This is a genomic window from Streptomyces sp. NPDC002911, assembly GCF_053591835.1.
Genome location: NZ_JBSFUO010000008.1, coordinates 73,608 through 99,923, shown reverse-complemented (window position 1 = coordinate 99,923; position 26,316 = coordinate 73,608). Strand labels below are relative to the sequence as shown.

Sequence of the window (26,316 nt, the reverse complement as noted above, 5' to 3'; positions counted from 1 at the left end):
CGCCTGTCCCGATAAGGCAGTCTTGTGTGCGTGCCCCGACCCGATCCTGAGCAGCCCGCCACGCATGACGCCCATCTCCACGCCGCGACCCTGAAACGGCTGGAGCAGTCCTCCGGGCGGCTGGCCGCCAACGCCATCGCCCGCATGGACGAGACGCTGCCGTGGTACCGGGCGATGCCACCGGAGAACCGGTCCTGGATCGGCCTGGTCGCCCAGGCCGGTATCGCCGCGTTCACCGAGTGGTTCCGGCATCCGGAAACACCGCAGGCGATCTCCACCGATGTGTTCGGCACGGCTCCGCGCGAGCTGACGCGGGCCATCACCCTGCGGCAGACCGTCGAGATGGTGCGTACGACGATCGAGGTCATGGAGACCGCGATCGAGGAGGTCGCGGCGCCCGGCGACGAGTCGCTGCTGCGCGAGGCGCTGCTCGTCTACGCGCGCGAGATCGCCTTCGCGACGGCCCAGGTGTACGCGCAGGCCGCCGAGGCCCGTGGCGCGTGGGACGCCCGGCTGGAGTCGCTGGTGGTGAACGCGGTGCTGTCCGGCGAGGCGGACGAGGGCGCCGTGTCCCGGGCCGCCGCGCTCGGCTGGAACTCCCCCGAGCATGTGTGCGTGGTCCTCGGCACCGCTCCCGACGGGGACAGCGAGCTCACCGTGGAGGCGATCCGGCGGGCCGCCAGGCATGCCAAGCTCCAGGTCCTGACCGGGGTCCTCGGCCACCGCCTGGTCGTGATCGCCGGCGGCAGCGACAACCCCCTGAACGTCGCGAAGTCGCTGATCGGCCCGTATGCGGCCGGGCCCGTCGTCGCCGGTCCCGTGGTGCCCGACCTCCTCGCGGCCACCAGGTCCGCGCAGGCCGCCGCAGCCGGTCTCAAGGCCTGCTCGGCGTGGCAGGACGCTCCGAGGCCCGTCCTGTCGGACGATCTCCTTCCTGAGCGTGCGATGGCCGGTGACCCTGGCGCGCGCGATCAGCTGGTGGAGGAGATCTACAGACCGCTGGAAGAAGCGGGTTCAGCACTTCTGGAGACGCTGAGTGTGTATCTGGAGCAGGCGAGCAGTCTGGAGGGCGCGGCACGGATGCTCTTCGTGCACCCCAATACCGTGCGCTACCGGCTGCGACGTGTGACCGACGTCACCGGCTGGTCACCCTCCGACGTCCGTTCCGCGTTCACGCTGCGGATCGCCCTGATCCTGGGGCGCTTGGCCGCCGGAGACTCTCAGTCCTAGACTTTTGTCGAACTTCAACAATTCCCCTGACGGTTCTTCGTCCCTGTCCCCACCGGCGTCAGGGGCCGTCCACAAGAGAGAGTGTGAGGGTGCTCGTACTCGTCGCTCCCGGCCAAGGCGCTCAGACGCCCGGCTTCCTGACTCCCTGGCTCGACCTCCCCGGTGCCTCCGACCGCATCGCGGGATGGTCCGACGCCATCGGGCTCGACCTTGCCCACTACGGCACGAAGGCCGACGCGGACGAGATCCGCGACACGGCGGTGGCTCAGCCGCTGCTGGTCGCCGCGGGTCTCCTCTCGGCGGCCGCCCTTGACGCCTCGCCCGGCGTCGTCGCAGGCCACAGCGTCGGCGAGATCACCGCCGCCGCGCTCGCAGGCGTCATCGACGACGAGGCCGCGCTCCGCTTCGTACGCACCCGGGGACTCGGCATGGCCGAGGCCGCCGCGGTCACGGAGACCGGCATGGCCGCTCTCCTCGGCGGGGACCCGGACGTCACGGTCCCGCACCTGGAGAAGCTGGGGCTCACCCCGGCCAACGTCAACGGCGCCGGGCAGATCGTCGCCGCCGGCACCACGGCCCAGATCGCCGCGCTGGCCGAGGACAAGCCCGAGGGCGTACGCCGCGTGGTGCCGCTCAAGGTGGCCGGCGCGTTCCACACGCACCACATGGCTCCGGCCGTGGACACGCTGCGTGCCGCCGCCACCGCCCTGACGGTCACCGACCCGAAGGTGACGTACGTGTCGAACGCCGACGGGAAGACGGTCGCCACCGGCGCCGAGGTCATCTCGCGGCTCGTCGGCCAGGTCGCCAGCCCGGTCCGCTGGGACCTGTGCATGGAGACCTTCGCCGCGCTCGGTGTCACGGCCCTCATCGAGGCCGCGCCCGGTGGGACCCTGGCCGGGCTCGCCAAGCGCGCGCTGCCCGGTGTGCGGACCCTGGCGCTCAAGACCCCCGACGACCTCGACGCGGCCCGCGCGCTCATCTCCGAGCACGCAGGCGCCTAAGGAGCCCGAGAGCATGTCGAAGATCAAGCCCAGCAAGGGCGCCCCGTACGCACGGATCATGGGTGTGGGCGGCTACCGCCCGACCCGTGTCGTGCCCAACGAGGTGATCCTCGAGACGATCGACTCGTCCGACGAGTGGATCCGCTCCCGGTCCGGTATCGCCACCCGCCACTGGGCCTCCGACGAGGAGACCGTGTCGATGATGTCCGTGGAGGCCTCCGGCAAGGCGATCGCGGACGCCGGTGTCACCCCGGAGCAGATCGGCGGAGTCATCGTCTCCACCGTTTCGCACTTCAAGCAGACCCCCGCCGTCGCGACCGACATCGCGCACAAGATCGGCGCGGGCAAGCCCGCCGCCTTCGACATCTCAGCCGGCTGCGCGGGCTTCGGCTACGGCCTCACGCTCGCCAAGGGCATGATCGTCGAAGGCTCGGCGGAATACGTACTCGTCATCGGCGTCGAGCGGCTCAGCGACCTCACCGACCTGGAGGACCGCGCGACGGCCTTCCTGTTCGGCGACGGCGCGGGCGCGGTCGTCGTCGGCCCGTCCCAGGAGCCGGCCATCGGCCCCACGGTCTGGGGTTCCGAGGGCGACAAGTCCGAGACGATCAAGCAGACCGTCTCGTGGAACGACTTGCACATCGGCGACGTCTCGAAACTCCCGCTCAACGAACGGGGCGAGGTCAAGTTCCCGGCCATCACGCAGGAGGGCCAGGCGGTCTTCCGCTGGGCCGTCTTCGAGATGGCGAAGGTCGCCCAGCAGGCGCTGGAAGCGGCCGGGATCTCTCCGGAGGACCTGGACGTCTTCATCCCGCACCAGGCAAACATGCGGATCATCGACTCGATGGTGAAGACACTCAAGCTGCCGGAGCACGTCACGGTCGCCCGTGACGTGGAAACCACCGGCAACACGTCGGCCGCCTCGATTCCGCTCGCAATGGAGCGGCTCCTGGCGACCGGTCAGGCCAAGAGCGGCGACACGGCGCTCATCATCGGCTTCGGGGCGGGTCTCGTCTACGCCGCGACGGTCGTTACCCTCCCCTAGGCACACCGGACCTTCGGTCCGCCCGCCCGAACCCTGCAGAAACACATCGAAGGAGCGCCACATGGCCGCCACTCAGGAAGAGATCGTCACCGGTCTCGCCGAGATCGTCAACGAGATCGCCGGTATCCCGGTCGAGGACGTCCAGCTGGACAAGTCCTTCACCGACGACCTGGACGTCGACTCGCTGTCCATGGTCGAGGTCGTCGTCGCCGCCGAAGAGCGCTTCGACGTCAAGATTCCCGACGAGGACGTCAAGAACCTCAAGACGGTCGGCGACGCCGCTGACTACATCCAGAAGCACCAGGGCTGATCCCAGCCCGTTCTGTGTGTCGCCACCCGGCGGTGGCGCCGCTGATTCACGACCCTCTACACGTGGAGAAGATTTTCCAGTGAGCCCGACCAATCGCACCGTGGTCGTCACCGGTATCGGCGCAACCACTCCGCTGGGTGGCGACTCCGCATCGACCTGGGAAGGTCTGATGGCCGGCCGGTCCGGCGTCAAGCCTCTCGAGGGCGAACGTTTCGCCGAACTGCCCGTCAGGATCGCCGCCCTCGCTGCGGTCGACCCCGGTGACGTCCTGCCCCGTCCGCTCGCCCGCAAGCTGGACCGCTCGGCGCAGTTCGCGCTGATCGCCGCCCGCGAGGCGTGGGCCGACGCCGGCTTCACCGGCAAGGCCGGCGAGGACGAGAAGATCCAGCCCGAGCGTCTGGGTTCGGTCATCGCCTCCGGTATCGGCGGCGTGATCACCCTGCTCGACCAGTACGACGTGCTGAAGGAGAGGGGCGTACGACGCGTCTCCCCGCACACCGTTCCCATGCTCATGCCCAACGGCCCGGCGGCCAACGTCGGCCTGGAGGTCAACGCCCAGGCCGGTGTCCACACCCCGGTCTCCGCCTGCGCGTCGGGTGCCGAGGCCATCGGTTACGCCGTCGAGATGATCCGCACCGGCCGCGCCGATGTGGTCGTCGCCGGCGGTACCGAGGCGGCCATCCACCCGCTGCCGATCGCGGCGTTCGCCAACATGATGGCGATGTCCAAGAGCAACGACGAGCCCGAGAAGGCCTCGCGTCCCTACGACACGGCTCGTGACGGCTTCGTCCTCGGCGAGGGCGCCGGCGTCGTGATCCTGGAGTCCGCGGAGCACGCCGCCGCACGTGGCGCCAAGGTCTACTGCGAGGTACTCGGCCAGGGCCTGTCCGCCGACGCCCACCACATCGCGCAGCCCGAGCCCACCGGGCGCGGGATCGCCGCCGCGATGCAGAACCTGCTGGACTCGACGGACCTGAAGCCGTCGGAGGTCGTGCACCTGAACGCACACGCCACGTCGACGCCGCAGGGTGACCTCGCGGAGATCAAGGCGCTGCGTGCGGTGCTGGGCGACGACCTGGACCATGTCGCCATCTCCGCCACGAAGTCCATGACGGGTCACCTGCTGGGTGGCGCGGGCGGTATCGAGACCGTCGCGACGGTCCTGGCGCTGCGCAACCGGATGGCGCCGCCCACCACCAACATCGACGACCTCGACGAGGCGGTCACCGCGGACATCGTGCGCGGTGAGCCTCGGGCGCTGCCGGAGGGGCCGATCTCCGCGATCAACAACTCGTTCGGCTTCGGTGGCCACAACGTGGTGCTGGCGTTCCGTTCGGTCTGACCCGCTGATCCTGCCGCTAGGCCCGCTTCCCGTATCGGGAGGCGGGCTTCGCGCATGTGCGCGCCGTTGCGGGCCGGCGCCGTCAACCCGTTCGACCAGCGAGGGAAAGACATGCACGCGACCATCAGCCCGTTCACGCTCGCGTACTGGAAGGAGAAACAGCCGGTCGGGCTCAAGAAGTCCGGCTGGCAGGGGACGTCCGCGGAGTTCGGAGACGTCCGGGTGGTGTACCCGGCGGGTCGGGACGTGACCCACGCGATCGTGACGGAGGTGCGCGGTGGCCTGATTCCCACAGCCGTGCTCGAGACGCGTGGCGTGCACGCGGAGGTCGTTTCGATGCCGACCCTCAACCGCTCGACGCTCCGCGTGGGAGACGGCCTGGTGCGGATGAGCCGGAACCGGTGGGCCCCGACACACCGGGGGCGCTCCCTGCGGATGTCGTACCTGGGAGACGTGTACCAGCTCAAGGCGATCGACCGCCGGTCCTACGAGCTGTCCCGGCAGCCCGACTCCGAGGACCCCGGTTCCGTCATCACGGTGCGGCAGTCGGGCCTCGGAAGCGGCAGGAGGATGACCGTGCGGGCCGCGGGCCGGGTCCTGCCCGCCGACGTCTCCCTCGCGGTCCTCTTCACCGGGGTCGACCGGTCCGTGCTCACCCGGCGTGGCGCCGTACGGGCGGGCTTCTCGCGGATCTTCAACTTCTGGGCCGAATCACAGGCCTGAGTCCCAACCAGGTGGCTGCTCCCCGGGCCACGTCCGGGGGACGGCCGAGGGCAGCCGTTTCCGCCCGGCCGACGACCGAGACTCAGGCCCGGGCCGGCCCCGTCACACCACCTGGTGCAGCCACCGCACAGGCGCGCCCTCGCCCGCGTGGCGGAAGGACTCCAGCTCGTCGTCCCACGGCTTGCCCAGGAGCTTGGCGACCTCGGCCTCCAGGTCCGTCTCGCCGTTCAGGGACCGGGCCAGCGCCGCCCGCAGCCGGTCCTCCGGGACCAGGATGTCGCCGTGCATGCCGGTGACGGCGTGGAAGATGCCGAGCCCCGGCGTGGAGCTGTAGCGCTCGCCCTCCGCAGTGGGGCACGGCTCCGCCGTCACCTCGAAGCGCAGCAGGTCCCAGCCACGGAGGGCCGAGGCCAGCTCCGAAGCCGTACCGCAACGGCCCTTCCAGGAGAATTCGGACCGCCAGGTGCCAGGGGCGGCCGGCTGCCCGGTCCAGTCCAGCTGGACCCGCACACCGAGTACACCCGCTACCGCCCATTCGACATGCGGGCACAGCGCGCGCGGTGCGGAGTGAACGTACAGAACTCCACGTGTCGTCACCGGGACCTCCAGTGTGGGACGAGGTTCGCCTTCCCCAGCGGCCTCGCGCCCGTACCGCCTCTTTCCGGCCGGCTCCCGAGGTTGTCATCAGTAAACAGCATCGGGAGGGAATCTCCTGAAAAGGGACAGTATGTGACGTGAGATAACTTACCGGACCCGCTGAGCCGTCGCCGACCGGACGAGCGCCACTGGTTCGACGGGGAAAAGCTACCGCGCCCCGGGGCCGGGTGTGTGACGTACGGTCGGTCCTGGGCCCATGATTCGCAGAGCATTCACCCGCGAGGGCGTGGCGGCCCGCCGCCTGGGGCTGTCCGGTTGTGCCAGGGGCGCAGTCACCCGTGTGGCCGGAGGGGAAACAGGGATGTCCGAGCGTTCGTCACGTCGCCGTGTCCGGGGAGCCGCAGCCACCCTGGCGGCGGTCGCGGTCGTCGGTACCGCCGCACTCACGAGCTGCACCTCCGACGGGGGCGCGGCCGCCCGGAGCCCCTCCCCCTCGCCGACGCCGTCGTGGGACGCGAGCCCCGCGTCCATCGCCGCCGTCGGGGACTCCGTCACCCGGGGCTTCGACGCCTGCTCGGTACTGGCCGACTGCCCCGAGGTGTCCTGGGCGACCGGGACCGACAGCGGGGTACGGAGCCTCGCCGTACGCATCCTGGGGGCGTCGAAGGCTGCCTCGCACAGCTGGAACCACGCCGTGTCGGGCGCCAGGATGGCGCAGCTGCCGGATCAGATCGCGCTCGCGGCGAAGGAGAAGCCGGAGCTGGTCACGGTGATGATCGGCGCGAACGACGCCTGCCGTGACTCGGTGGAGCTCATGACACCGGAGGCAGACTTCCAGGCCTCCTTCGAGGCGTCGATGCGGCAGTTGCGCGCCGCGGCCCCGAAGGCCCAGGTGTACGTGTCGAGCGTGCCGGATCTCAAGCGGCTCTGGTCGACAGGGCGGGAGAATCCGCTGGGCAAGCAGATCTGGAAGCTGGGGATCTGCCGGTCGATGCTGGGTGACGCCGACGACATGGGGGCAGCGGCCGTCGCACGGCGCGACGCGGTGCGGGAGCGGGTCGTCGCGTACAACGGGGTGCTGCGGGACGTCTGTGCGCGGGACGAGCGCTGCCGCTACGACGGCGGGGCGGTGTTCGACTACCGGTTCACCGGTGAGCAGCTCAGCGAGTGGGACTGGTTCCATCCGGGCCGTAACGGCCAGGCCAGGCTGGCGGAGATCGCCTACCGCAATGTCACTGCGTCCGGGCCCCCCGCGTAAAGTTCTTGATCATGACGACGGGCGCGGCGGTACACGGCGAAGACTTCTCCACGCTCACGGACGGTACGCCGGTCCGGCGCTGGACCTTGGAGCGCGAGGGCATCCGGGTGCGGGTCCTGACGTACGGCGCCGTGGTGCAGTCCGTCGTGGTGCCCGGGAGGGACGGCAGTCCGGCGGAGGTGGCCCTGGGGCTGCCGGACGTCAAGGGGTACGAGACGCACACCGGCCCCTACTTCGGCGCCGTGGTCGGCCGGTACGCGAACCGGATCGCGGGCGGGTGCTTCGTCCTGGACGGGCGTACGCACCGGCTGACGCGGAACGAGGTCCGCAACACCCTGCACGGCGGTGAGCGCGGCTTCGACAAGCGGGTGTGGGACGCCGAGGAGGTGCCGGACGGCGTGCGGCTCTCCCGGGTCGCCGAGGACGGCGAGGAGGGCTTCCCGGGGCGGCTGGCGGTGTCGGTGACGTACACCCTGGACGGGGACGGCGCGCTGCGGATCGTCTACCGGGCGACGACGGACGCGCCGACCGTGGTGAACCTGACGAATCACACGTACTGGAATCTGGCCGGAGCGGACAGCGGGAGCGCGCTCGGGCACGAACTGCGGCTCGCGGCCGGGCACATCACCCCGTCGGACGAGGAGTCGATCCCGACGGGCGCGTTCGCGCCGGTGGACGGGACACGCTTCGACTTCCGGGAGGCGAAGCCGGTGGGTCCTGGCTACGACACCAACTACGTCCTGGAGCAGACCGGCGGGGAGCCGGTCGCCGAGCTGTTCGACCCCGCGTCGGGACGCCTGCTGACGGTTCGTACGACGGAACCGGGGCTCCAGTTGTACACCGCCGACCACCTCGGCGGGAGTCCGTTCGGCGCCTGCGCCGGGATCGCGCTGGAGACCCAGCACTTCCCCGACTCGCCGAACCACCCGGAATTCCCGAGCACGGTGCTGCTGCCGGGCGAGGAGTTCGCGTCCACGACGGTGTACGGCTTCTCGGTGCGCTGAAATCTCCTTCTGCTCGACCTGCGTCAACACGCCCTCACCGAGATCACAGGTGGGTGATTCGACGCCGATTCGGCGCGTCCGCAGGGTGCGGTACACCAGGGTGACCGTCATGAGATCTCCTGATGAGCCGTCACCCGTCCTCACGTCCCGCCGAACCGTGATCGCGGGAGCCACCGCGGGTGCCGCTGCCCTCGCCGTGACCGGCGCCCCCAGGTCCGCGGCGGCGCCCCGGGCCGCCGCCGCGCCCGGAGCGGCACCCGGATCCGACCGGGACGCCTGCCTCATGGTCGCCCGCGCCATCCTCGTACGCGACGAGAACGACCGGGACCTGGTTCCCGGCTACCGCGAGGTCCTGCTGGGCAAGGGCCTGCCCCGCACCCGGGCCGCGCGCAAGAAGGTACTGGTCGTCGGCGCGGGGCCGGCCGGGCTCACCGTGGCGCGGCTCCTGCACGAAGCCGGTCACAAGGTCACCGTGATCGAGGCCAACGGCAACCGTGTCGGCGGCCGTATCAAGACCTTCCGGGCCGGCGGGCACGAGAAGTCGGCCCCGCCCTTCGCCGATCCGAAGCAGTACGCCGAGGCCGGCGCGATGCGCATCCCCGACAGCCATCCGCTGGTCACCGGGCTGATGGCCCACCTCGGGCTGAAGACCCGCCGTTTCCACCTGGTCGACGTGGACGCCGAGGGGCGCCCCGCCAACCGCACCTGGATCCACGTCAACGGCGTCCGCGTCCGTCGCGCCGACTACGCAGCGAAGCCGCAGGCCGTCAACCGCTCCTTCCGTGTGCCCGCAGCCTACGAGGACACCCCCGCCTCGCAGATCGTGCGGGACGCCTTCGCCCCGGTACGCAAGGAGATCGAGGGCAAAGAGGGAAGCGCCCTGGTCGAAGGCTGGGCGACGGTGCTCCAGCGGTACGGGCACTGGTCGATGTACCGGTACCTGACCGAGGCGGCCAAGCTCGACGAGCGCACCATCGATCTCATCGGCACCGTCGAGAACATGACCTCGCGGCTCCACCTCGCGTTCCTTCACAGCTTCATCGGCGCGTCTCTGATCAGCCCGGCCACTTCGTTCTTCGAGCTGCCCGACGGCACCGCGACCCTGGCAGACGCGATGTACGCACAGGTGAAGGACCTGGTGCACCTGGACCGCCGGGCCACCCGGATCAGCCACACCGAAAACGGCGTGAGCGTCGAGACCGTCTCCGAGGGCCGGGGCGGCCCCGTCGTCCGCGAGACGTTCACCGGCGACCGGGCGATCATCACCGTGCCCTTCTCCGGGCTGCGGCACATCCCGGTGACCCCCGCGCTCTCGTACGGCAAGCGGCGGGCGATCACGGAGGTCCACTACGACGCGGCGACCAAGGTGCTGCTCGAATTCAGCCGCCGCTGGTGGGAGTTCGACGAGGCGGACTGGAAGCGGGAGCTGGAGGCCGTACGCCCCGGCCTGTACGACGCCTACCGGCTGGGCAAGGCTCCGGCCGACGGTTCGCTGCTGGGAGCGCACCCCTCCGTGCCGCGCGGCCACATCCCGCCCAACCAGCGTGTGCACTACGCGGCCTGCAGGGCCACCGCCCGTAATCAGCCGGAGGCGGCCCACGTGATCGGCGGCGGCTCGGTGACGGACAACGCCAACCGGTTCATGTACCAGCCCTCGCACCCCGTCGAGGGCAGCGCGGGCGGGGTCCTGCTGGCCTCCTACAGCTGGGCCGACGACGCCCTGAAGTGGGATTCGCTGGACGACGACGAGCGCTACCCGCGCACCCTGGGCGGGGTGCAGGACGTGTACGGACAGCGCATCGAGGTGTTCTACACGGGTGTGGGCCGCACCCAGTCCTGGATGCGTGACCCGTACGCGTACGGCGAGGCGTCGGTGCTGCTGCCCGGCCAGCACACCGAGCTGTTCCCCGACGTCCGCACCCCGGAGGGGCCGCTGCACTTCGCCGGCTGCCACACGTCCGTCAAGCCGGCCTGGATCGAGGGCGCCCTGGAGTCGGCGGTCAGGACCGCGCTGGAGGTCCACAGCGGCTGACCGGAGGGAGGCCGCCGCCGGGCCGGCGGCGGCCTCAGTCCTTGCGCAGCGCGTGCGGCTCGGACACCGGGGCCGGAGCCGGGCCGGCCTCGGGCGTCGCGGTGAGATCGCGGGCCAGCAGCGTGGCCCCGGCGACGGCGCCCGGCATCAGCAGCACCGCGACGAAGGGGACGAGGAAGGCGAGCGCGAGCGGGACACCGAAGCCGAGCACCAGCATGCGGCGGCCGCGCAGCAGTGCGAGCCGGTCCTTGAGGAGCATGCCGCGGCGCTGGAGGGCGACGGCGGTGAGCTCCTCGGAGAGGAAGTAGCCGGAGACGCAGAAGCCGAGGACGGGGATCACGGTCTGCCCGATGACGGGGATGAACCCGAGGGCGAAGAGCACCACCCCGTACAGCGCGACGCGCAGCAGGATGCGGACGGAGTCGCGGGCGGAGATCCACAGTTCGCGCCAGAGCGGCAGGTCCGACACGGGCACCTCGCCGCCCTCGCTGCGGTCGACCTCCTCGGAGAGCGACTCGTAGAACGGCTGGCCGACCAGCAGGGTCACCGCGGTGAAGGTGATGACCGCGAGAAACGCCCCGAAGACGAAGACCAGGACGACCAGGGTGTTGCGCAGGAGCCCCAGCCAGGGCGAGGACCAGTCGTCGGCGAACGGGGTGGCCCACCCGACGAAGTCGTCGGCGCCGTAGCCCAGTCCGACCAGCGCGCCCGCGTAGACGACCAAAGTGATCAGCGCGGGCAGCAGGCCGAAGCCGAACCACCGGCCGTGCCCGAAGGCCCAGCGCTGGCCCTTGATCAAGTAACCGAAACCCGCCCCGAGATCACTCATGGCGTCAGCGTACTTGCGTGAACCATTGACACTTCCCCTGGCCCGTCATTACGGTCACGCCAGCATTTCGAACGAGCGACGAAATACCGAACACGTTGAGAGGCAACACACGTGCGCATCACCGGAATCAGCACGCATGTAGTCGGCACGCCGTGGCGCAACCTCACCTATGTCCAGGTTCACACCGATGAGGGACTCACGGGGGTCGGCGAGACCCGGATGCTGGGACGCACGGACGCGCTGCTCGGCTACCTGCGCGAGGCATCGGCCAATCACGTCACCGGATCCGACCCGTTCGCGATCGAGGACCTCGTCCGGCGCATGAAGTACGGCGACTACGGGCGTGCCGGGGAGATCGTGATGTCCGGTATCGCGGTCATCGAGATGGCCTGCTGGGACATCAAGGGCAAGGCGCTGGGCGTGCCCGTCTGGCAGCTGCTCGGCGGGAAGGTCACCGACCGGGTGAAGGCGTACGCCAACGGCTGGTACACCACCGAGCGCACCCCGGAGGCGTACCACAAGGCGGCGCAGGGCGTCGTCGAGCGCGGTTACCGGGCGCTGAAGATCGACCCCTTCGGTACGGGGCACTTCGAGCTGGGCCAGGAGGAGACCCGGTACGCCGTGTCCCTCATCGAGGCCGTGCGGGACGCCATCGGCCCCGACACCGAGCTGATGCTGGAGATGCACGGGCGGTTCAGCCCGTCGACGGCGGTGCGGATCGCCCGCGAAATGGCGCCGTTCACGCCGGCCTGGCTGGAGGAGCCGGTGCCGCCGGAGAACCTGAAGGCGCTGAGCAAGGTCGCGGAGAAGGTCGACGTACCGATCGCGACGGGTGAACGTATCCACGACCGGATCGAGTTCCGTGAGCTCTTCGAGTCGCAGGCAGTTGACATCATCCAGCCGGACGTCGGCCACATCGGCGGCATCCTGGAGACCCGCAAGCTCGCGGCGACCGCGGAGACCCACTACACGCTGATCGCCCCGCACAACGTGGGTGGTTCGGTGCTCACGGCGGCCAGCCTCCAGGTCGCCGGCTGCACGCCCAACTTCAAGATCCTCGAGCACTTCAACGACTTCGCGGACGCGGACATCAAGAAGGTCGTCAAGGGTGCCCCGGCCGTCGACCCCGCCACCGGCTGCTTCGAGCTCTCCGACGCGCCCGGGCTCGGCGTGGAGCTGGACGTGGACGCGGCGGCCGAATTCCCGCAGCAGCAGGCGCGGTTCGACCTGTGGGCGGACGGCTGGGAGAAGAGGCAGCCCAAGTGACCGCCGCATCCCGCTCGTTGACCGTGGAGCGGCCCGGCAGCCACCGGCTGGCCGAGGGGCCGCTCCCGGAGCCGGGCCCCGGTGAGGTCAGGGTGCGGGTCGCCGCGGCCGGGATCTGCATGAGCGACCGCGAGGTGTACGACGGCCACCGCGACCCGGCCTACGTGCGCTATCCCGTGGTGCCGGGTCATGAATGGTCGGGGACCGTGGACGCGGTGGGCGAAGGTGTCGACCCCGCGCTGACCGGACGGCGTACGGTCGCCGAGGGCTTCCGGGCGTGCGGGCGCTGCGAGCGGTGCCGGCACGGAGAGACCTCCCTGTGCACGGCGGGTTACGACGAGACGGGCTTCACCCGCCCCGGCGCGTTCGCCGACCACCTGGTGGTCCCGGCGCGTCTGCTGCACCCGCTGGCCGACGACGCCGATCTCAGGGCCGCGGCCCTGCTGGAGCCGGCCGCGGTGATCGCGGCGGCGGTGCGGGCCGGGGCGCCCGAGCCGGGTGAGCGGATCGCCGTGCTGGGCGCGGGCACGCTCGGCCTGCTCGCGGTGCAGCTGCTGGCGGCGGTGTCGCCGGCGGAGCTCACCGTGATCGACCCGAGGGAGGCACGGGCCGCCCAGGCCCTGGACTTCGGGGCGAGCGAGGCACGGGTGCCCAAGGAGGCCGAGGAGGTGCGAGGCCGGTACGACCTGGTCGTGGAGACGGCCGGAGCGCCGTCCACCGCGGCCGACGCGTGTCTGCTGGCGCGGCGCGGCGGGCGGGTCGTGCTGACCGGGATGTTCACCCCGGGCGCCGTGGGCATCGACCCGGTGCACCTGTCGTTGAGCCAGCTCACCGTGCGCAGCGTCTTCGGGGCGCCGTCGTCGGCCTGGTCCTACGCGGTGCGGGCGTTCACGGCCGGCCTGCTCGACCCGGCACCCCTGATCACCCACGAGTTCCCGCTGGAACGGTTCGCCGAGGCCGTGGCGCTGGTGGGGTCCGGGGACCCGGGGACCGGGAAGGTGCTGCTGCGGCCGTGACGGGCCCGCCCTGAGCCGTGCGCCGGTACGGCGGCGTTCTGACCGCCTCCGTACCGGCGCACCCCCAAAGATCCGAATGCCGTCCGAAATACCGAACATGAAGGACCAGTCGTGAACGACGCCCCTGTCTGTCCCCCCGGTGCCGCCGGCGCCCGACGCCCCGGTGACGCCGAACTCACGGCGCTGGGCCTCGGCCCGGCGCCCCTGTCCCCGGCTGACGCCTCCCCGCACTCCTTCCCCGACGGCGGGAGCTGGCGCACCGAGGTGCCGTCCGTGGAGGGCCCGGAGGTTCTCGGCGTCGTACTCGAGGAGTCCGCGAGGCTCGACGTTCCGGTCCACCGCATCAGCCAGGGCAGCGGCATATGGATGCTGACCGACGCGGAGATCACCGAGATGGTGGAGGGCTGTGCCGAACGCGACATCGAGCTCTGCCTGTTCACCGGGCCGCGCGGCACCTGGGACACCGGCGCGTCGGTCCGTACGGACTCCGGCGGGGCCGGGCTGCGCTCCCGTGGCCACGACGCCCTGGCCGGCTGCGTCGAGGACGCCCTGCGCGCCACCGGGCTGGGCGTGAAGTGCCTGCTCGTGGCAGACGAGGGCGTGCTGTGGACCCTGCACCGGCTACGTGAGCAGGGTGCGCTGCCCGCGGACACCACCTTCAAGGTGTCGGCGCTCATCGGGCCGGTGAACCCGGCCTCGTACGCCGTGTTCGAGCAGCTCGGCGCCGACTCGATCAATGTCCCGTCCGACCTGACGCTCGCCCAGTTCACTGAGATACGCCGGGTCTCCCGCGCCCCGATGGACCTCTACATCGAGGCCCCGGACGACCTCGGCGGGTATGTGCGGATGTACGAGGTCACCGAACTGATCCGGCGTGGCGCCCCGCTGTACCTGAAGTTCGGTCTCTCCAAGTCGCCCGGGATCTATCCGTACGGCCGGCACATGCGCGACCTGGCGCTGGCCACCGCCAAGGAGCGGGTGCGGCGCGGCCGGCTCGCGCTGGACCTGCTCGCACGGCACGGGGCGGACGGGGGCATGGCTCAGCTCGGCAGCCGGCTGCCGGGCCCGCTCAACCGGTTCGGAATCTCGTCATAACGTTCCGGAAACGCAGTCCGCAAAAGAAGACACAGACGCGCACAATCCAACACACCTGTTGTCGATCGATCCGCCCACAGCGTTCCGGCACGACCGGACCGAGCCCTGCCCCACATCAAGGATGATGACTATGCGCAACCGCAGAGCCGCACTCGCCGCCATAGCCTCCGCCGCCTCCCTCGCTCTCACTCTGACCGCCTGCGGCCAGAGCGCCGAGGGCGGCAGCGAGGAGGACAAGGGTGGCACCGACGGCGCCACCATCGGCATCGCGATGCCGACCAAGTCCTCCGAGCGCTGGATCTCCGACGGCGCCAACGTCGTGAAGGAACTGAAGGCCAAGGGCTACGAGACCAAGCTCGCCTACGGCGAGGACGACCCGGACCAGCAGGTCTCGCAGATCGAGAACATGATCACGCAGGGCGTGGACGCCCTGATCGTCGCCGCGATCGACAACAAGTCCCTCGACAACGTGCTGCAGCAGGCCAAGGACGCCGACATTCCGGTGATCTCCTACGACCGGCTGATCCTCGGCACGGAGAACGTCGACTACTACGCCTCGTTCGACAACGAGAAGGTCGGCGAGCTGCAGGGCACGTACATCGTCAACAAGCTCGGCCTGGAGGACGGCAAGAAGGGCCCCTTCAGCATCGAGCTGTTCGCCGGTTCCAACGACGACAACAACACCAAGTACTTCTTCCAGGGCGCGATGAACGTCCTCAAGCCGTACGTGGACAAGGGCGAGCTGGTCGTCAGGTCCAAGCAGACCGACCTCAACCAGGTCACCACCCTGCGCTGGGACGGCGGCACCGCCCAGAAGCGCATGGACGACCTGCTGACGTCCAGCTACCGCAGCACCCGGGTCGACGCCGTGCTCTCGCCGTACGACGGCATCTCCATCGGCATCCTCTCCGCCCTGAAGTCGGACGGCTACGGCTCCGAGGCCAAGCCGATGCCGATCGTCACGGGCCAGGACGCCGAGGTCGCATCGGTGAAGTCGATCGTCACGGGCGAGCAGACGCAGACCGTCTACAAGGACCTGCGCCAGCTCGCCAAGACCGCCTCGAACATGGTCGAAGCGGTCCTGAACGACAAGAAGCCCGAGATCAACGACAGCAAGTCCTACGACAACGGCGCCAAGGTCGTCCCCGCCTTCCTGCTGCAGCCGGTCAGCGTCGACAAGGCCAACTACAAGGAAGTCCTCGTCGACGGGGGCTACTACACCGAGAACGACCTCAAGTAACCGGGCTCCCTCAAGGATTGGAAGGCAAGACCATGGCGGGACCCGTCCTGGAAATGCGCTCGATCGTCAAGACCTTTCCCGGTGTCAAAGCGCTTTCGGACGTCACACTGACCGTCCGTCAGGGCGAGGTCCACGCCATCTGCGGAGAGAACGGCGCCGGCAAGTCGACCCTGATGAAGGTGCTCTCCGGCGTCCATCCGCACGGCAGCTACGGCGGGGACGTCCTCTTCGAGAGCGAGACCTGCCGGTTCAAGGACATCCGGGCGAGCGAACAGCACGGCATCGTGATCATCCACCAGGAGCTTGCGCTGGTGCCGTACCTCTCCATCGCGGAGAACATCTTCCTCGGCAACGAACACGCCAAGCGCGGACTGATCAACTGGAACGACACCCTCAGGCACGCCGGTGAACTGCTGCGCCGGGTCGGTCTCGACGAGCACCCGGAGACCCGCGTCGCCGACATCGGCGTGGGCAAGCAGCAGTTGGTGGAGATCGCCAAGGCGCTGTCGAAGAAGGTGAAGCTGCTCATCCTCGACGAGCCGACGGCGGCGCTCAACGACGAGGACAGCGGCAAGCTCCTCGACCTGATCCTCTCGTTGAAGGAACAGGGCATGACCTCGATCATCATCTCGCACAAGCTGAACGAGATCCGCCGGGTCGCCGACTCGGTCACGATCATCCGCGACGGGCACTCCATCGAGACGCTCGACGTGAAGGCGGCGGAGACGACCGAGGACCGGATCATCAGCGGGATGGTCGGCCGCGACCTGGAACACCGCTTCCCGGAGCGGACCCCGCACCACCCGGAGGAGGGGGCCGCGCCTGCTCTGGAGATCCGCAACTGGACCGTGCACCACCCCATCGACCAGCAGCGCAAGGTCGTCGATGACGTCTCCGTCGAGGTGCGGCGCGGCGAGATCGTCGGTATCGCCGGGCTCATGGGCGCGGGCCGCACCGAGCTGGCGATGAGCGTCTTCGGCCGCTCCTACGGCCGGTACGCGGGCGGCACCGTCCTCAGGGACGGCACCGAGATCCGTACGAAGTCCGTCCCTGAGGCGATCAAGCACGGCATCGCGTACGCCACGGAGGACCGCAAGCACTACGGCCTCAACCTGATCGACACCATCAACCGGAACATCTCGCTGACCGCGCTGGGCAAGGTCGCCAAGCGGGGTGTGGTCGACGAGCACGGGGAACGGCAGGTCGCCGAGGACTTCCGGAAGTCCATGAACATCAAGGCGCCGACCGTCTTCGAGCCGGTGGGCAAGCTGTCCGGCGGCAACCAGCAGAAGGTCGTCCTCAGCAAGTGGATCTTCGCGGGTCCCGAGGTGCTGATCCTGGACGAGCCCACACGCGGCATCGACGTGGGCGCCAAGTACGAGATCTACACGGTCATCGACCAGCTGGCCGCCCAGGGCAAGGCGGTCGTCTTCATTTCCTCCGAACTGCCGGAGCTGCTCGGCATGTGCGACCGCATCTACACGATGGCCGCGGGACGGCTGACGGGTGAGTTCTCGCGGGCCGAGGCCTCGCAGGAAGCGCTGATGCGTCAGATGACGAAGGACAAAGAGGTAACACGATGAGCACGGATGTGACCGCCAAGACCCCGGCCCCCACGCCATCCGGCAAAGGCGGATCGGCCTCCGGCGACAGCATGCTGCAGCTGATGCTCGGCGGCATGCGCCGCAACATGCGCCAGTACGGCATGCTGATGGCCCTCGGCCTGATCGTGGTGCTGTTCGCGGTCTGGTCGGAAGGCGACCTGCTGCTGCCGCGCAACGTCTCCAACCTGGTGCTGCAGAACAGCTACATCCTGATCCTCGCGATCGGCATGATGCTCGTCATCATCGCGGGCCACATCGACCTCTCGGTCGGCTCACTGACCGCGTTCATCGGCGCGATGGCCGCCGTGCTGATGGTCGAACACGACCTCCCGTGGCCGCTCGCGGTGGTGCTGTGCCTGGCCATCGGCGCCGTCGCGGGCGCGGTACAGGGCTTCTTCATCGCCTATCTCGGCATACCGTCGTTCATCGTGACCCTCGCGGGCATGCTGCTCTTCCGCGGTCTGACGGAGATCTTCCTGAAGGGCCAGACCCTCGGCCCCTTCCCGAAGGACCTGCAGAAGATAGCCAACGGCTTCCTGCCCGAGGTCGGCCCGGACACCAATTACCACAACCTCACGCTGCTGCTGGGCTTCGCACTGATCGCTTTCGTGGTGATCCAGGAGGTCCGCGACCGCAAGCGGCAGCAGGAGTTCGCCCTCGAGGTGCTGCCGGCCAAGATGTTCCTGCTGAAGCTGGTCGCTCTGGTCTCGGCCGTCCTCGTCGTCACGCTGCTGCTCGCCAGCTACAAGGGCGCCCCGGTCGTGCTGCTCATCCTCGGCGTGCTGGTCGTCGGGTTCGGCTACCTGATGCGCAACGCGATCATCGGCCGCCACATCTACGCCATCGGCGGCAACCTGCCCGCGGCCAAGCTGTCGGGTGTGAAGGACAAGAAGGTCACCTTCCTGGTCTTCCTGAACATGGGCATGCTCGCGGCCCTGGCGGGTCTGGTCTTCGCCGCCCGCTTCAACGCGGCCTCACCCAAGGCGGGGCTCAACTTCGAGCTGGAGGCCATCGCCGCCTCGTTCATCGGCGGCGCGTCGATGAGCGGCGGCGTCGGCACGGTCCTCGGCGCGATCATCGGTGGTCTGGTCCTGGGCGTGCTGAACAACGGTATGAACCTCGTCGGCATCGGCACCGACTACCAGCAGGTCATCAAGGGCTTCGTCCTGTTGGCCGCGGTCGGATTCGACGTCTGGAACAAGCGCAAGGTCGGCTCGTGACACTCGGTGATGTCGGGCCGACGACGGTGCACGCCTTCTCGGCACGCTGAACAGCCGCAACGGACGGCGCCCTTCCCCCCGCGGGGAAGGGCGCCGTCCGCTTTCTTCACACGAGACGGATCATGTTCCAGGACAACGGAACCAGCACGGCCTTCAGCGTGCCGTCGGCGAGCACGGTGCCTTCGGCGGCGTGCGGGACGACCCGCTCGGGCTCGGCGAGGGTGTTACGGGCCTCCGGGTCGGCGTCCGCGATGACCTGGTGCTCGGCGACCCGCTGCAGGTCCAGCCCCGCCAGGGCGACTTCGAGCGGCAGCACGGCGTCCTGGCTGCGGTTGACGGCGAAGACCGTGACGGCACCCGTCTCCGGGTCCCGTACGGCGGTGGCGTGCAGCAGGTCCGTCTCGCCGTACTTCGCCGTCCCGTACGTGGGCGAGTCCACCCGTACGTCCAGGACCTGGCCCTGCCCGTACCGCGCCGCCTGGGCGAAGGGGAAGAAGGTGGTCTGCCGCCAGGCGGGCCCGCCCGGCTCGGTCATGATCGGCGCGATCACATTGACCAGCTGGGCGAGACAGGCCACGGTCACCCGGTCCGCGTGGCGCAGCAGCGCGATGAGCAGGCTGCCGAAGACGACGGCGTCGGTGACGCTGTAGTTGTCCTCCAGCAGCCGCGGCGCCTCGGGCCAGTCGAGGGGGTTCTCCTCCGCCTCCTTCTGGTAGCGGCTCAGGTACCAGACGTTCCACTCGTCGAAGGAAAGATTGATCTTCTTCGTGGACTTCAGGCGCGCCCCCACGTGGTCGCAGGTCGCGACGACGCTCTCGATGAAGGACTCCATGTCCACGGCCGAGGCGAGGAAGGAGTCACGGTCGCCGTCGGTCTCCTCGTAGTAGGCGTGCAGTGAGACGTAGTCGACGAGGTCGTAGGTCTCGGCGAGGACCGTCGCCTCCCAGGCCGCGAAGGTCGGCATGGCACGACTGGAGGACCCGCACGCGACGAGCTGGACGGACGGGTCGATCTGGCGCATCGCACGCGCGGTCTCGGCCGCGAGCCGCCCGTACTCCTCGGCGGTCTTGTGGCCGGTCTGCCAGGGGCCGTCCATCTCGTTGCCCAGACACCACAGCTTGATCCCGAAGGGGTCCTTGTCGCCGTGGCCGGCACGGCGGTCGGAGAGTTCGGTGCCGGACGGGTGGTTGGCGTACTCCTGGAGCTGGATGGCTTCCTGGACGCCTCGGGTGCCGAGGTTGACCGCGAGCATCGGTTCGGCCTGCGGGCCTATCTTCCTGAGGAAGTCGATGTACTCGGAGAGGCCGAAACGATTCGTCTCGGTGGAGCGCCAGGCGAGGTCGAGACGGCGGGGGCGCTCGTCGGCGGGGCCGACGCTGTCCTCCCAGCGGTAGCCGGAGACGAAGTTGCCACCGGGGTAGCGAATGGCGGTGACACCGAGTTCACGGACGAGATCCAGGACGTCGGTGCGCAGTCCGGCCTCGTCCGCCGAGGGGTGACCGGGCTCGAAGATGCCGTCGTAGACGCAGCGGCCGAGGTGCTCGACGAAGGAGCCGAAGAGACGGGGGTCGACGTCGCCGACGGTGAAGGCCGGGTCGAGGGTGAAGCGCGCGGTGCGGGTCATGGCTTCCTTACTCGTTCGATATATCGAATGCTGCTCGTGACCTCGAACGGGACCGTAGAGTTCAACCTCGGTGGCCGTCAATGCCTCTGCGCGCGCTTCTCGGGATACGGGCGGTGACACACGCCCGAGGGCCGCGCCCCTGGAAACCGCCAAGACGGGATGCGACCCTCGGACATACGCGGTGGTGCCCCGGGGGGCGTTCGAGTACGGACACACCTGCGCCTTCTCGATGAGCGCCTGGGCGGTGGCCGTGCCGACGTTCGGGACGGAGGCTCTGTCGCGACCTCCGGGCCGAAGCCGCCCGCCTCGGTCCTGCCGATGGAGACCGAAGCGGTCACCGTCGAACCGGGGATGTCCGCCTCCTCCTGACGGACGACCACGCCGAGCGCGCCCTGGAAGCGAGCGCTGCAGCCGGCCGCGAAGAGCTGTTCGGGGTGCCGCGCATCGCCTTCGGCGGGTTGACGACGACATCGAGCTGACCGTCGCCGGAAAGCAACGGCCGTCACGGCCGTTCACGACGGTGTAGGCCACGTCTGTGTGCTGGATGGTCATAACGGTGATTCCGTCCCGCTGATACGCCGCGACTCGCGCCTGCGGCCGCGGCGGCGGCGGCCTGAGCGGAGCCCAGCGGGTGACGGCGCGTGGGCGGGACTCCCGTGGGGCCCCATGCGATAGGCATGAACCATGCAGACTTTCCTGCCGTACGCCGATTTCCGCCGGAGCGCCCTCGCGCTGGACCCGCGACGGCTGGGCAAACAGCGGGTCGAGGCGATCCAGGTCCTGCGCGGGCTCACTGTCCCCGGCTACGGCTGGCGCCACCACCCCGCGGTCCGCATGTGGACCGGGTACGAGGAGGCACTGGTGCGCTACGGCCTGGACATGTGCGCCGCGTGGACCGCCGAGGGCAGAGCCGACACCTGCGCGGCGACCCTGCGCAAGGACCTCGCCGCGTCGCTCGGGCTCTCCGTCGTCCGGACGGACCCGGAACTCTCGGCGGCGGGCGAGCTGCCACCGTGGCTGGGTGACGAGCCGCTGCACGAGAGCCACCGTTCCGCGCTCGTACGCAAGGACCCGACCTACTATCGCCCGCTTTTTCCGGATGTGCCGCCCGATCTGCCGTACGTGTGGCCTCCCTCGGACCGCGAAGGGCGGTGAGGTGCGGCTGCACGGACGGATTCACGGGCGGCTTCACCGACGGCCGCGGCCGGTCAGGCGTCCAGCGAGACGATCATCTTGCCGGTGTTCTCGCCGCGCAGCAGGCCGACGAAGGCGTCGTAGCCGTTCTCGATGCCCTGGACCGCCGTCTCGCGGTACTTGAGCTCACCGGAGGCCAGCCAGCCGGCCACTTCCTGGACGAACTGCGGCTGGAGCGCGGCGTGATCGCCGACCAGGATGCCCTGCAGGCGCAGCCGCTTGCCGATGACGAGCGCCAGGTTGCGCGGGCCGGGCGTGGGCTCCGTGGCGTTGTACTGGGCGATCATCCCGCAGATGGTGGCGCGGCCGTGGACCTTGAGCGAGGAGATCGCGGCCTCCAGGTGCTCACCGCCGACGTTGTCGAAGTAGACGTCGATGCCGTCGGGGGCGGCCTCGGAGAGTTGGTCCCGGACGGGGCCGTTCTTGTAGTTGAAGGCCGCGTCGAAGCCGTACTCCTCGACGAGGAGCTTGACCTTCTCGTCGGAGCCGGCCGAGCCGATGACGCGGGAGGCGCCCTTGATCCTGGCCATCTGGCCGACCTGGCTGCCGACGGCACCGGCCGCGCCGGAGACGAAGACGGCGTCGCCCTCCTTGAAGGAGGCGACCTCGAAGAGGCCGGCGTAGGCCGTGAGCCCGGGCATGCCGAGCACGCCGAGGTAGGCGGAGAGCGGGGCGATCGAACCGTCGACCTTGACCGCGTGCTTGGCGGGGACGTCGGCGTACTCTCGCCAGCCGAGGCCGTGCAGGACGTGGTCGCCCACGGCGAAGCCCTCGGCGTTCGACGCGATGACCTCGCCGACCGCGCCACCGTCCATGGGGTGGTCGAGCTTGAAGGGCGGGGTGTACGACTTCACGTCGTTCATCCGGCCGCGCATGTAGGGGTCGACCGAGAAGTGGAGGTTGCGGACGAGGACGCGGCCCTCACCGGGGGCGGTCACCGGCGCCTCGCGCAGCGCGAAATCCGAGGCCTCGGGCCAGCCGTGCGGGCGGGCGACGAGGTGCCATTCGCGGCTGGACGTGGGAAGTGCAGACATGGGCTCGGGTTCTCCTCGATGTCGTACGGAGGGAAGCGCAAAGCTTCAGGACATGAAACAACCATGCGTCCAGATATTTCACCTTGTCAAGTAATTCGGTACCCTGGGTGTCATGGCCACCCACTCGCGCACCGACCCGCTCACCCTCGACGTCATCCAGCTCATCGGCGGAGTCGTGGCGCGCTACCACGAGGAGTACGACCGGGCCGCGGCCACCCACACGCTGACCGGCGCGCAGGCCAGGGTGCTGGGGCTGCTCTCCCTGGAGCCCATGCCCATGCGCAAGGTAGCCCGAAAACTGAAATGCGAACCGTCCAACATCACCGGCATAGTCGACCGGCTGGAGCTCCGGGGCCTGGTGGAACGCCGCCCGGACCCGGCCGACCGGCGGGTGAAGCTGGCCGCCCCGACCGAGGAGGGCATGCGGACGGCCCGGCAGCTGCGTGACGCCCTGGACTTCGCCCGCGAGCCGCTCGCCGAGCTGTCCGTCGCGGAGCGGACGGTGCTGCGCGACCTGCTGCGCAGGATGCTCGGCGAGGACGCGGACGAGGACGGGGGGCAGGGCCAGGTTCCGTCCGGCGGGATCGTGGCGTCGTAGCCTCTGTCCATGCACAGCACTCTGACGGAGCACGCCCGGTGTCTCCACGGAGACGAGTACAGACCCACGCCGGAATGCAGCCTCGAACATCGGGAGCACTACTTCGTCGAGGACCTGACGTTCGCTGACGCTGATTCGATCCTCGCCATGCTGCGTGAGCTCTGCCCGCACACCGTTGACGGTCACCTGCCGGTCTGGGTCCGGAACCTGGCCTGTCGGCTGGTGCTTCTGCAGCGGCCGGAGGAGCCGGCACTGATGCGGGAGGCTGCCCGGAACCTGTGGATGCACGGTCCGGACCGGGACGAGATCGCAGTCGGCCTGATGAAGCGGGCCGACGCCTTGACAGAGGGCTGATCCGGCCTCGGCTCCGGGACGACGTGCTCGCTCCGGCGCCTGCGCGGACAGCGGTCATCTCCGCGTCAGCCGCAGAAGAACTGCCACCACTCGCAGGTCTCCGTCCGCGACGGGGCGGGGTCGGGAACGGGATCGCCCGAGGGCTCCGGCGACGTCGGGTCCGCGGTGGGTCCACCGGAGCCCGAGGGCTCGGCCGGCGCAGCGGTGCCGTCCGGGTCCGTGGGCCCGGAGGCGGACGGTGAGGCGTCGGCGTCGGCGGGGGCGGAGGCAGAGGCGGAAGCGGAAGCCGACGGGGCCACCTCCGGCGCCGCGGTGGTCGCGGCGGGTCCGTCCGTGGCCGTCGCGGAGTGGGAATCGGTGACCGGTACGACGGTGGACGCGTCCACCGGTCCGGGGCCGTCGGGCTCCCCGCTCGACGAGGCGGACCGGACGGCTCCGGCGGCGGAGGACGTCGCCTCACTCACGTAGTCCGATGCGCCGCTGTCACCCTCGGGCTCCATCGCCAGCTCCGCCAGGCTCAGCGCGCCCAGCGCCAGCACCACACCCGCCACCGTCAGCAGCAGCGCACGGCCGCGCCGCCGGTGCGCACGACGGCCGCGCCGCTCGGTGGCGCCGCGAGCACGACGACGGTGACCGGCGGCCCCGGAGGCCTGCGGGATCTCATCGGCCGACTCGGCGTGACGGCCCGGGCGGTCCGCGACGGCATAGAGGGCCAGTGCGTCAGCGGGGGTCCCGCAACCGGCGCACGCCAGCGCCCCGTTGAGGTGCCGTTGGCACGGGTGGCAGTAATCCATGGCGCCCGAAGAGTAAACGCGCACCGAACGACACTGGAAGCCGCACGGGTGAGGATCCTGTGTGGAATCCGGGACTCCGGGGTACGTCGCCCGATACGTGCGATAAGCGGCAGGATGGGCCTCATGACCCCTCCCGCCCCGTTCGGTCCACTCGAGTTCCAGCTCGTCCTGCTGCGCCGGATGGCCGACCACCAGCCGGACCTCGTCGAGGACGCGCGTCATGAACTGAGCGCCTCCCTGGCCGGGATGCGCGAGGCGAACCGCCGCTGGCAGGCGATGCTGCGCGCCCCGCGCGGCCGGGGCCCGCTGCGCCGCTACTGCTCGGTCCTGGGCGAGCCCGAGTCGTCCGTACGCCGCACGGTCGGCGACCTGGAGTGCGACGCGCTGCTGTGGCCGCTGCCGCTCTGGCCGGACCTGCGGTTCGAGGTGATGGCGGGCCCCGGCGGAGCCGTATGGAACGAATGGCTGGTCCGCGCCCCGGGTGCGCAGGGTCCCGAGCTGCGTACGGCCGCCGACCTGCGCCCGTGGTCCTGCACCGTGGACGAGGTGGCCAGGGCGTTCGACCCGGCGCGCCCCATGGAGGGCAGCGCGCCGAGCCGCTGGGCCCTGGCCTTCACCGACCCGGCCGACGGCCGGCCGCAGGTCGCCGAATTCACCTGGGGACTGTTCCAGCGGCTGCTCCCCGGCAGCGACTGAGACTGTCAGGCCGTCAGTTCCGGTTCCCCCTTACGGCTCACCCAGCGCGCGCCACCCCCGCAGCGGCGCGACGATGCCAGGAGAGCCGGCTGCCGCCGGTACCCCCCGCCAGCGCTCTCGGGAGAACCTGCCGTGACCGTCAGTCTCGATCAGTTGCGCCGTTGCCATGTCGCCGTCGATCTCGGGGCCGCGAGGACCCGTGTCTACATCAAGGGAGTGGGGCTCGTCGTCGACGAGCCCAGTGTCGCCGCCGTGAACATGCGCACCGGCTCGCTCATCGCCGTCGGCGCGCTCGCCGAACAGATGACGGGCCGTACGCCCGCGTACATCCGGGTGGCCCGCCCGGTCTCCGGCGGAAGCGTCGTCGACATCGACATGGCGCAGCGCATGCTGCGCCATCTGCTCGGTGAGAAGCTGCGCCGCCAACTGCGCCGCAAGCCCCGGCTGCGGGCCGCCGCCTGCACCCCGCACGACGCCGATCCGCTGGCCCAGCGGGCGACCGTCGAGACCCTCGTGGGGCTCGGCGCCCGGCGGGTGGAGCTGGTCGACACCCTGATCGCCGCAGCCGTCGGCTGCGGGCTCCCGGTCGAGCAGCCGACCGCCACCATGATCATGGTGTGCGGGGCCGCCACCACCCAGATCGCCGTGCTCTCGCTCGGGTCGATCGTGACGGCCGTACGCATCCCGATCGGCGGCGAGGCCATCGACCACGCGGTCATCCAGCATCTGCGCCAGCACCACGAACTGATGCTGCCGAGCCAGTCCGTGCGCCCCCTGCAGCTCGCGCTCCGGGGCAACGGCATCACGCTCAACGGACCGGCGGTGACGGAGATCCACGGCCGTGACGTGGCCACCGGCCTGGCCCGCTCGGTGCAGGTCGACACCGCCGCCGTACGCCAGGCGATCCACACCCCGCTCACCGCGGTGCTCGACGGGCTGGGCAAGGTGCTGCGCGAATGCCCGCCCGACCTGGTGGCCGACATCGCGGAGTCCGGGATCATGATGGTCGGCGGCAGTGCCCTGCTGCCGGGTCTCGACCAGATGCTGCGCGACGCCACGGGCGTGCCGGTACAGATCGCCGAGCGGCCCGACGTGTGCTCGGTGCTGGGGCTCGGCGCGATGCTGGACGGCACGGTCCAGCCGCTGGTCCTCGCCCCGCTCGCCGGCTGAGAGCCGTCGGGCTCACCGGTGGCCGCTACGGATCTCG

General features: G+C 70.1%; 25 protein-coding genes and 1 pseudogene. 20 read left to right on the top strand and 6 right to left on the bottom strand.

Annotated features, from left to right (window positions below; translation table 11 throughout):
* Positions 1-30: 30 nt before the first annotated feature.
* From ACWD04_RS15005 to ACWD04_RS14980, 6 genes are all read left to right on the top strand, one after another.
* Positions 31-1,230, top strand: a complete 1,200-nt coding sequence (locus tag ACWD04_RS15005) for a PucR family transcriptional regulator (RefSeq protein WP_451131858.1) — start codon at positions 31-33, stop codon at positions 1,228-1,230.
* Between the two features lie 89 nt (positions 1,231-1,319).
* Positions 1,320-2,234 (top strand): ACP S-malonyltransferase, encoded by a 915-nt coding sequence (locus ACWD04_RS15000; protein ID WP_451132250.1) that lies wholly within the window; start codon positions 1,320-1,322, stop codon positions 2,232-2,234.
* Positions 2,235-2,247: 13 nt separating this feature from the next.
* Positions 2,248-3,279: a beta-ketoacyl-ACP synthase 3 gene (locus ACWD04_RS14995; protein ID WP_451131856.1), complete on the top strand. Its 1,032-nt coding sequence runs from the start codon at positions 2,248-2,250 to the stop codon at positions 3,277-3,279.
* 61 nt (positions 3,280-3,340) lie between these two features.
* Positions 3,341-3,589, top strand: coding sequence for an acyl carrier protein (locus ACWD04_RS14990; RefSeq protein WP_451131854.1), 249 nt, complete (start codon positions 3,341-3,343; stop codon positions 3,587-3,589).
* A gap of 79 nt (positions 3,590-3,668) precedes the next feature.
* Positions 3,669-4,931, top strand: a complete 1,263-nt coding sequence (fabF, locus tag ACWD04_RS14985) for a beta-ketoacyl-ACP synthase II (protein ID WP_451131852.1) — start codon at positions 3,669-3,671, stop codon at positions 4,929-4,931.
* Positions 4,932-5,042: 111 nt separating this feature from the next.
* Positions 5,043-5,654 (top strand): hypothetical protein, encoded by a 612-nt coding sequence (locus tag ACWD04_RS14980; RefSeq protein ID WP_451131850.1) that lies wholly within the window; start codon positions 5,043-5,045, stop codon positions 5,652-5,654.
* A 102-nt stretch (positions 5,655-5,756) separates the two neighbouring features.
* On the opposite strand, the gene ACWD04_RS14975 is transcribed toward ACWD04_RS14980, so the two are convergent.
* Complete coding sequence (locus tag ACWD04_RS14975) at positions 5,757-6,251, bottom strand: DUF3145 domain-containing protein (RefSeq protein WP_451131848.1); 495 nt, start codon at positions 6,249-6,251, stop codon at positions 5,757-5,759.
* 361 nt (positions 6,252-6,612) lie between these two features.
* Between ACWD04_RS14975 and ACWD04_RS14970 the strand changes: the two genes are divergently transcribed.
* The 3 genes from ACWD04_RS14970 to ACWD04_RS14960 all read left to right on the top strand — a co-directional run bounded on the left by ACWD04_RS14970 (position 6,613) and on the right by ACWD04_RS14960 (position 10,545).
* Positions 6,613-7,509: an SGNH/GDSL hydrolase family protein gene (locus ACWD04_RS14970; protein WP_451131846.1), complete on the top strand. Its 897-nt coding sequence runs from the start codon at positions 6,613-6,615 to the stop codon at positions 7,507-7,509.
* An 11-nt stretch (positions 7,510-7,520) separates the two neighbouring features.
* On the top strand, positions 7,521-8,513 hold the full coding sequence (locus ACWD04_RS14965) for an aldose epimerase family protein (protein WP_451131844.1): 993 nt from the start codon (positions 7,521-7,523) through the stop codon (positions 8,511-8,513).
* 109 nt (positions 8,514-8,622) lie between these two features.
* Positions 8,623-10,545 carry a flavin monoamine oxidase family protein gene (locus tag ACWD04_RS14960; protein WP_451131842.1) on the top strand — a complete coding sequence of 641 codons (1,923 nt, stop codon included), beginning with the start codon at positions 8,623-8,625 and terminating at the stop codon, positions 10,543-10,545.
* A gap of 34 nt (positions 10,546-10,579) precedes the next feature.
* On the opposite strand, the gene ACWD04_RS14955 is transcribed toward ACWD04_RS14960, so the two are convergent.
* Positions 10,580-11,374: an EI24 domain-containing protein gene (locus ACWD04_RS14955; protein WP_451131840.1), complete on the bottom strand. Its 795-nt coding sequence runs from the start codon at positions 11,372-11,374 to the stop codon at positions 10,580-10,582.
* 111 nt (positions 11,375-11,485) lie between these two features.
* Between ACWD04_RS14955 and ACWD04_RS14950 the strand changes: the two genes are divergently transcribed.
* From ACWD04_RS14950 to mmsB, 6 genes are all read left to right on the top strand, one after another.
* Positions 11,486-12,640, top strand: a complete 1,155-nt coding sequence (locus tag ACWD04_RS14950; RefSeq protein ID WP_451131838.1) for a mandelate racemase/muconate lactonizing enzyme family protein — start codon at positions 11,486-11,488, stop codon at positions 12,638-12,640.
* Complete coding sequence (locus ACWD04_RS14945) at positions 12,637-13,656, top strand: zinc-dependent alcohol dehydrogenase (RefSeq protein WP_451131836.1); 1,020 nt, start codon at positions 12,637-12,639, stop codon at positions 13,654-13,656. The genes ACWD04_RS14950 and ACWD04_RS14945 overlap by 4 nt, the downstream gene beginning before the upstream one ends.
* A 111-nt stretch (positions 13,657-13,767) precedes the next feature.
* Positions 13,768-14,751, top strand: coding sequence for a hypothetical protein (locus ACWD04_RS14940; protein WP_451131834.1), 984 nt, complete (start codon positions 13,768-13,770; stop codon positions 14,749-14,751).
* A gap of 130 nt (positions 14,752-14,881) precedes the next feature.
* Complete coding sequence (gene chvE / locus ACWD04_RS14935; protein WP_451131832.1) at positions 14,882-15,991, top strand: multiple monosaccharide ABC transporter substrate-binding protein; 1,110 nt, start codon at positions 14,882-14,884, stop codon at positions 15,989-15,991.
* A 32-nt stretch (positions 15,992-16,023) separates the two neighbouring features.
* Positions 16,024-17,574 (top strand): multiple monosaccharide ABC transporter ATP-binding protein, encoded by a 1,551-nt coding sequence (gene mmsA / locus ACWD04_RS14930; RefSeq protein WP_451131830.1) that lies wholly within the window; start codon positions 16,024-16,026, stop codon positions 17,572-17,574.
* Entirely contained in the window at positions 17,571-18,815 is a 1,245-nt protein-coding gene (gene mmsB / locus ACWD04_RS14925; RefSeq protein WP_451131828.1) for a multiple monosaccharide ABC transporter permease, read from the top strand. The genes mmsA and mmsB overlap by 4 nt, the downstream gene beginning before the upstream one ends.
* 106 nt (positions 18,816-18,921) lie before the next feature.
* On the opposite strand, the gene arfA is transcribed toward mmsB, so the two are convergent.
* Positions 18,922-20,439: an arabinosylfuranosidase ArfA gene (gene arfA, locus ACWD04_RS14920; protein ID WP_451132248.1), complete on the bottom strand. Its 1,518-nt coding sequence runs from the start codon at positions 20,437-20,439 to the stop codon at positions 18,922-18,924.
* Positions 20,440-20,625: 186 nt separating this feature from the next.
* Positions 20,626-20,991 (bottom strand): annotated as a pseudogene (locus ACWD04_RS14915) (Ohr family peroxiredoxin); the annotation flags it as partial.
* Positions 20,992-21,123: 132 nt separating this feature from the next.
* On the opposite strand from ACWD04_RS14915, the gene ACWD04_RS14910 reads away from it, so the two are divergent.
* On the top strand, positions 21,124-21,594 hold the full coding sequence (locus tag ACWD04_RS14910) for an MSMEG_6728 family protein (RefSeq protein WP_451131826.1): 471 nt from the start codon (positions 21,124-21,126) through the stop codon (positions 21,592-21,594).
* A 53-nt stretch (positions 21,595-21,647) separates the two neighbouring features.
* On the opposite strand, the gene ACWD04_RS14905 is transcribed toward ACWD04_RS14910, so the two are convergent.
* Positions 21,648-22,667 carry an NADP-dependent oxidoreductase gene (locus ACWD04_RS14905; RefSeq protein WP_451131824.1) on the bottom strand — a complete coding sequence of 340 codons (1,020 nt, stop codon included), beginning with the start codon at positions 22,665-22,667 and terminating at the stop codon, positions 21,648-21,650.
* A 112-nt stretch (positions 22,668-22,779) separates the two neighbouring features.
* Here ACWD04_RS14905 and ACWD04_RS14900 point away from each other — a divergent pair, with 112 nt between their 5' ends.
* Both ACWD04_RS14900 and ACWD04_RS14895 read left to right on the top strand, forming a co-directional pair.
* The gene (locus ACWD04_RS14900; RefSeq protein WP_451131823.1) at positions 22,780-23,265 is read left to right on the top strand and encodes a MarR family winged helix-turn-helix transcriptional regulator; all 486 of its coding nucleotides are present in this window, start codon (positions 22,780-22,782) and stop codon (positions 23,263-23,265) included.
* 9 nt (positions 23,266-23,274) lie between these two features.
* Complete coding sequence (locus ACWD04_RS14895) at positions 23,275-23,619, top strand: hypothetical protein (RefSeq protein WP_451131821.1); 345 nt, start codon at positions 23,275-23,277, stop codon at positions 23,617-23,619.
* Positions 23,620-23,684: 65 nt separating this feature from the next.
* On the opposite strand, the gene ACWD04_RS14890 is transcribed toward ACWD04_RS14895, so the two are convergent.
* Positions 23,685-24,437, bottom strand: coding sequence for an SCO2400 family protein (locus ACWD04_RS14890; RefSeq protein ID WP_451131819.1), 753 nt, complete (start codon positions 24,435-24,437; stop codon positions 23,685-23,687).
* Positions 24,438-24,536: 99 nt separating this feature from the next.
* Between ACWD04_RS14890 and ACWD04_RS14885 the strand changes: the two genes are divergently transcribed.
* Both ACWD04_RS14885 and ACWD04_RS14880 read left to right on the top strand, forming a co-directional pair.
* Positions 24,537-25,109, top strand: coding sequence for a hypothetical protein (locus ACWD04_RS14885; RefSeq protein WP_451131817.1), 573 nt, complete (start codon positions 24,537-24,539; stop codon positions 25,107-25,109).
* Positions 25,110-25,241: 132 nt separating this feature from the next.
* Positions 25,242-26,279 (top strand): rod shape-determining protein, encoded by a 1,038-nt coding sequence (locus ACWD04_RS14880; RefSeq protein WP_451131815.1) that lies wholly within the window; start codon positions 25,242-25,244, stop codon positions 26,277-26,279.
* The last annotated feature ends 37 nt before the right edge of the window (positions 26,280-26,316 follow it).

Bases quoted from the DNA above. Each gene is read 5' to 3' on its own strand.
- ACWD04_RS14995 (WP_451131856.1), top strand. From the start codon at position 2,248: ATGTCGAAGATCAAGCCCAGCAAGGGCGCCCCGTACGCACGGATCATG.
- ACWD04_RS14990 (WP_451131854.1), top strand. From the start codon at position 3,341: ATGGCCGCCACTCAGGAAGAGATCGTCACCGGTCTCGCCGAGATCGTC.
- ACWD04_RS14980 (WP_451131850.1), top strand. From the start codon at position 5,043: ATGCACGCGACCATCAGCCCGTTCACGCTCGCGTACTGGAAGGAGAAA.
- ACWD04_RS14970 (WP_451131846.1), top strand. From the start codon at position 6,613: ATGTCCGAGCGTTCGTCACGTCGCCGTGTCCGGGGAGCCGCAGCCACC.
- ACWD04_RS14965 (WP_451131844.1), top strand. From the start codon at position 7,521: ATGACGACGGGCGCGGCGGTACACGGCGAAGACTTCTCCACGCTCACG.
- ACWD04_RS14960 (WP_451131842.1), top strand. From the start codon at position 8,623: ATGAGATCTCCTGATGAGCCGTCACCCGTCCTCACGTCCCGCCGAACC.
- ACWD04_RS14955 (WP_451131840.1), bottom strand. From the start codon at position 11,374: ATGAGTGATCTCGGGGCGGGTTTCGGTTACTTGATCAAGGGCCAGCGC.
- chvE (WP_451131832.1), top strand. From the start codon at position 14,882: ATGCGCAACCGCAGAGCCGCACTCGCCGCCATAGCCTCCGCCGCCTCC.
- mmsA (WP_451131830.1), top strand. From the start codon at position 16,024: ATGGCGGGACCCGTCCTGGAAATGCGCTCGATCGTCAAGACCTTTCCC.
- mmsB (WP_451131828.1), top strand. From the start codon at position 17,571: ATGAGCACGGATGTGACCGCCAAGACCCCGGCCCCCACGCCATCCGGC.
- arfA (WP_451132248.1), bottom strand. From the start codon at position 20,439: ATGACCCGCACCGCGCGCTTCACCCTCGACCCGGCCTTCACCGTCGGC.
- ACWD04_RS14910 (WP_451131826.1), top strand. From the start codon at position 21,124: ATGCAGACTTTCCTGCCGTACGCCGATTTCCGCCGGAGCGCCCTCGCG.
- ACWD04_RS14905 (WP_451131824.1), bottom strand. From the start codon at position 22,667: ATGTCTGCACTTCCCACGTCCAGCCGCGAATGGCACCTCGTCGCCCGC.
- ACWD04_RS14900 (WP_451131823.1), top strand. From the start codon at position 22,780: ATGGCCACCCACTCGCGCACCGACCCGCTCACCCTCGACGTCATCCAG.
- ACWD04_RS14895 (WP_451131821.1), top strand. From the start codon at position 23,275: ATGCACAGCACTCTGACGGAGCACGCCCGGTGTCTCCACGGAGACGAG.
- ACWD04_RS14885 (WP_451131817.1), top strand. From the start codon at position 24,537: ATGACCCCTCCCGCCCCGTTCGGTCCACTCGAGTTCCAGCTCGTCCTG.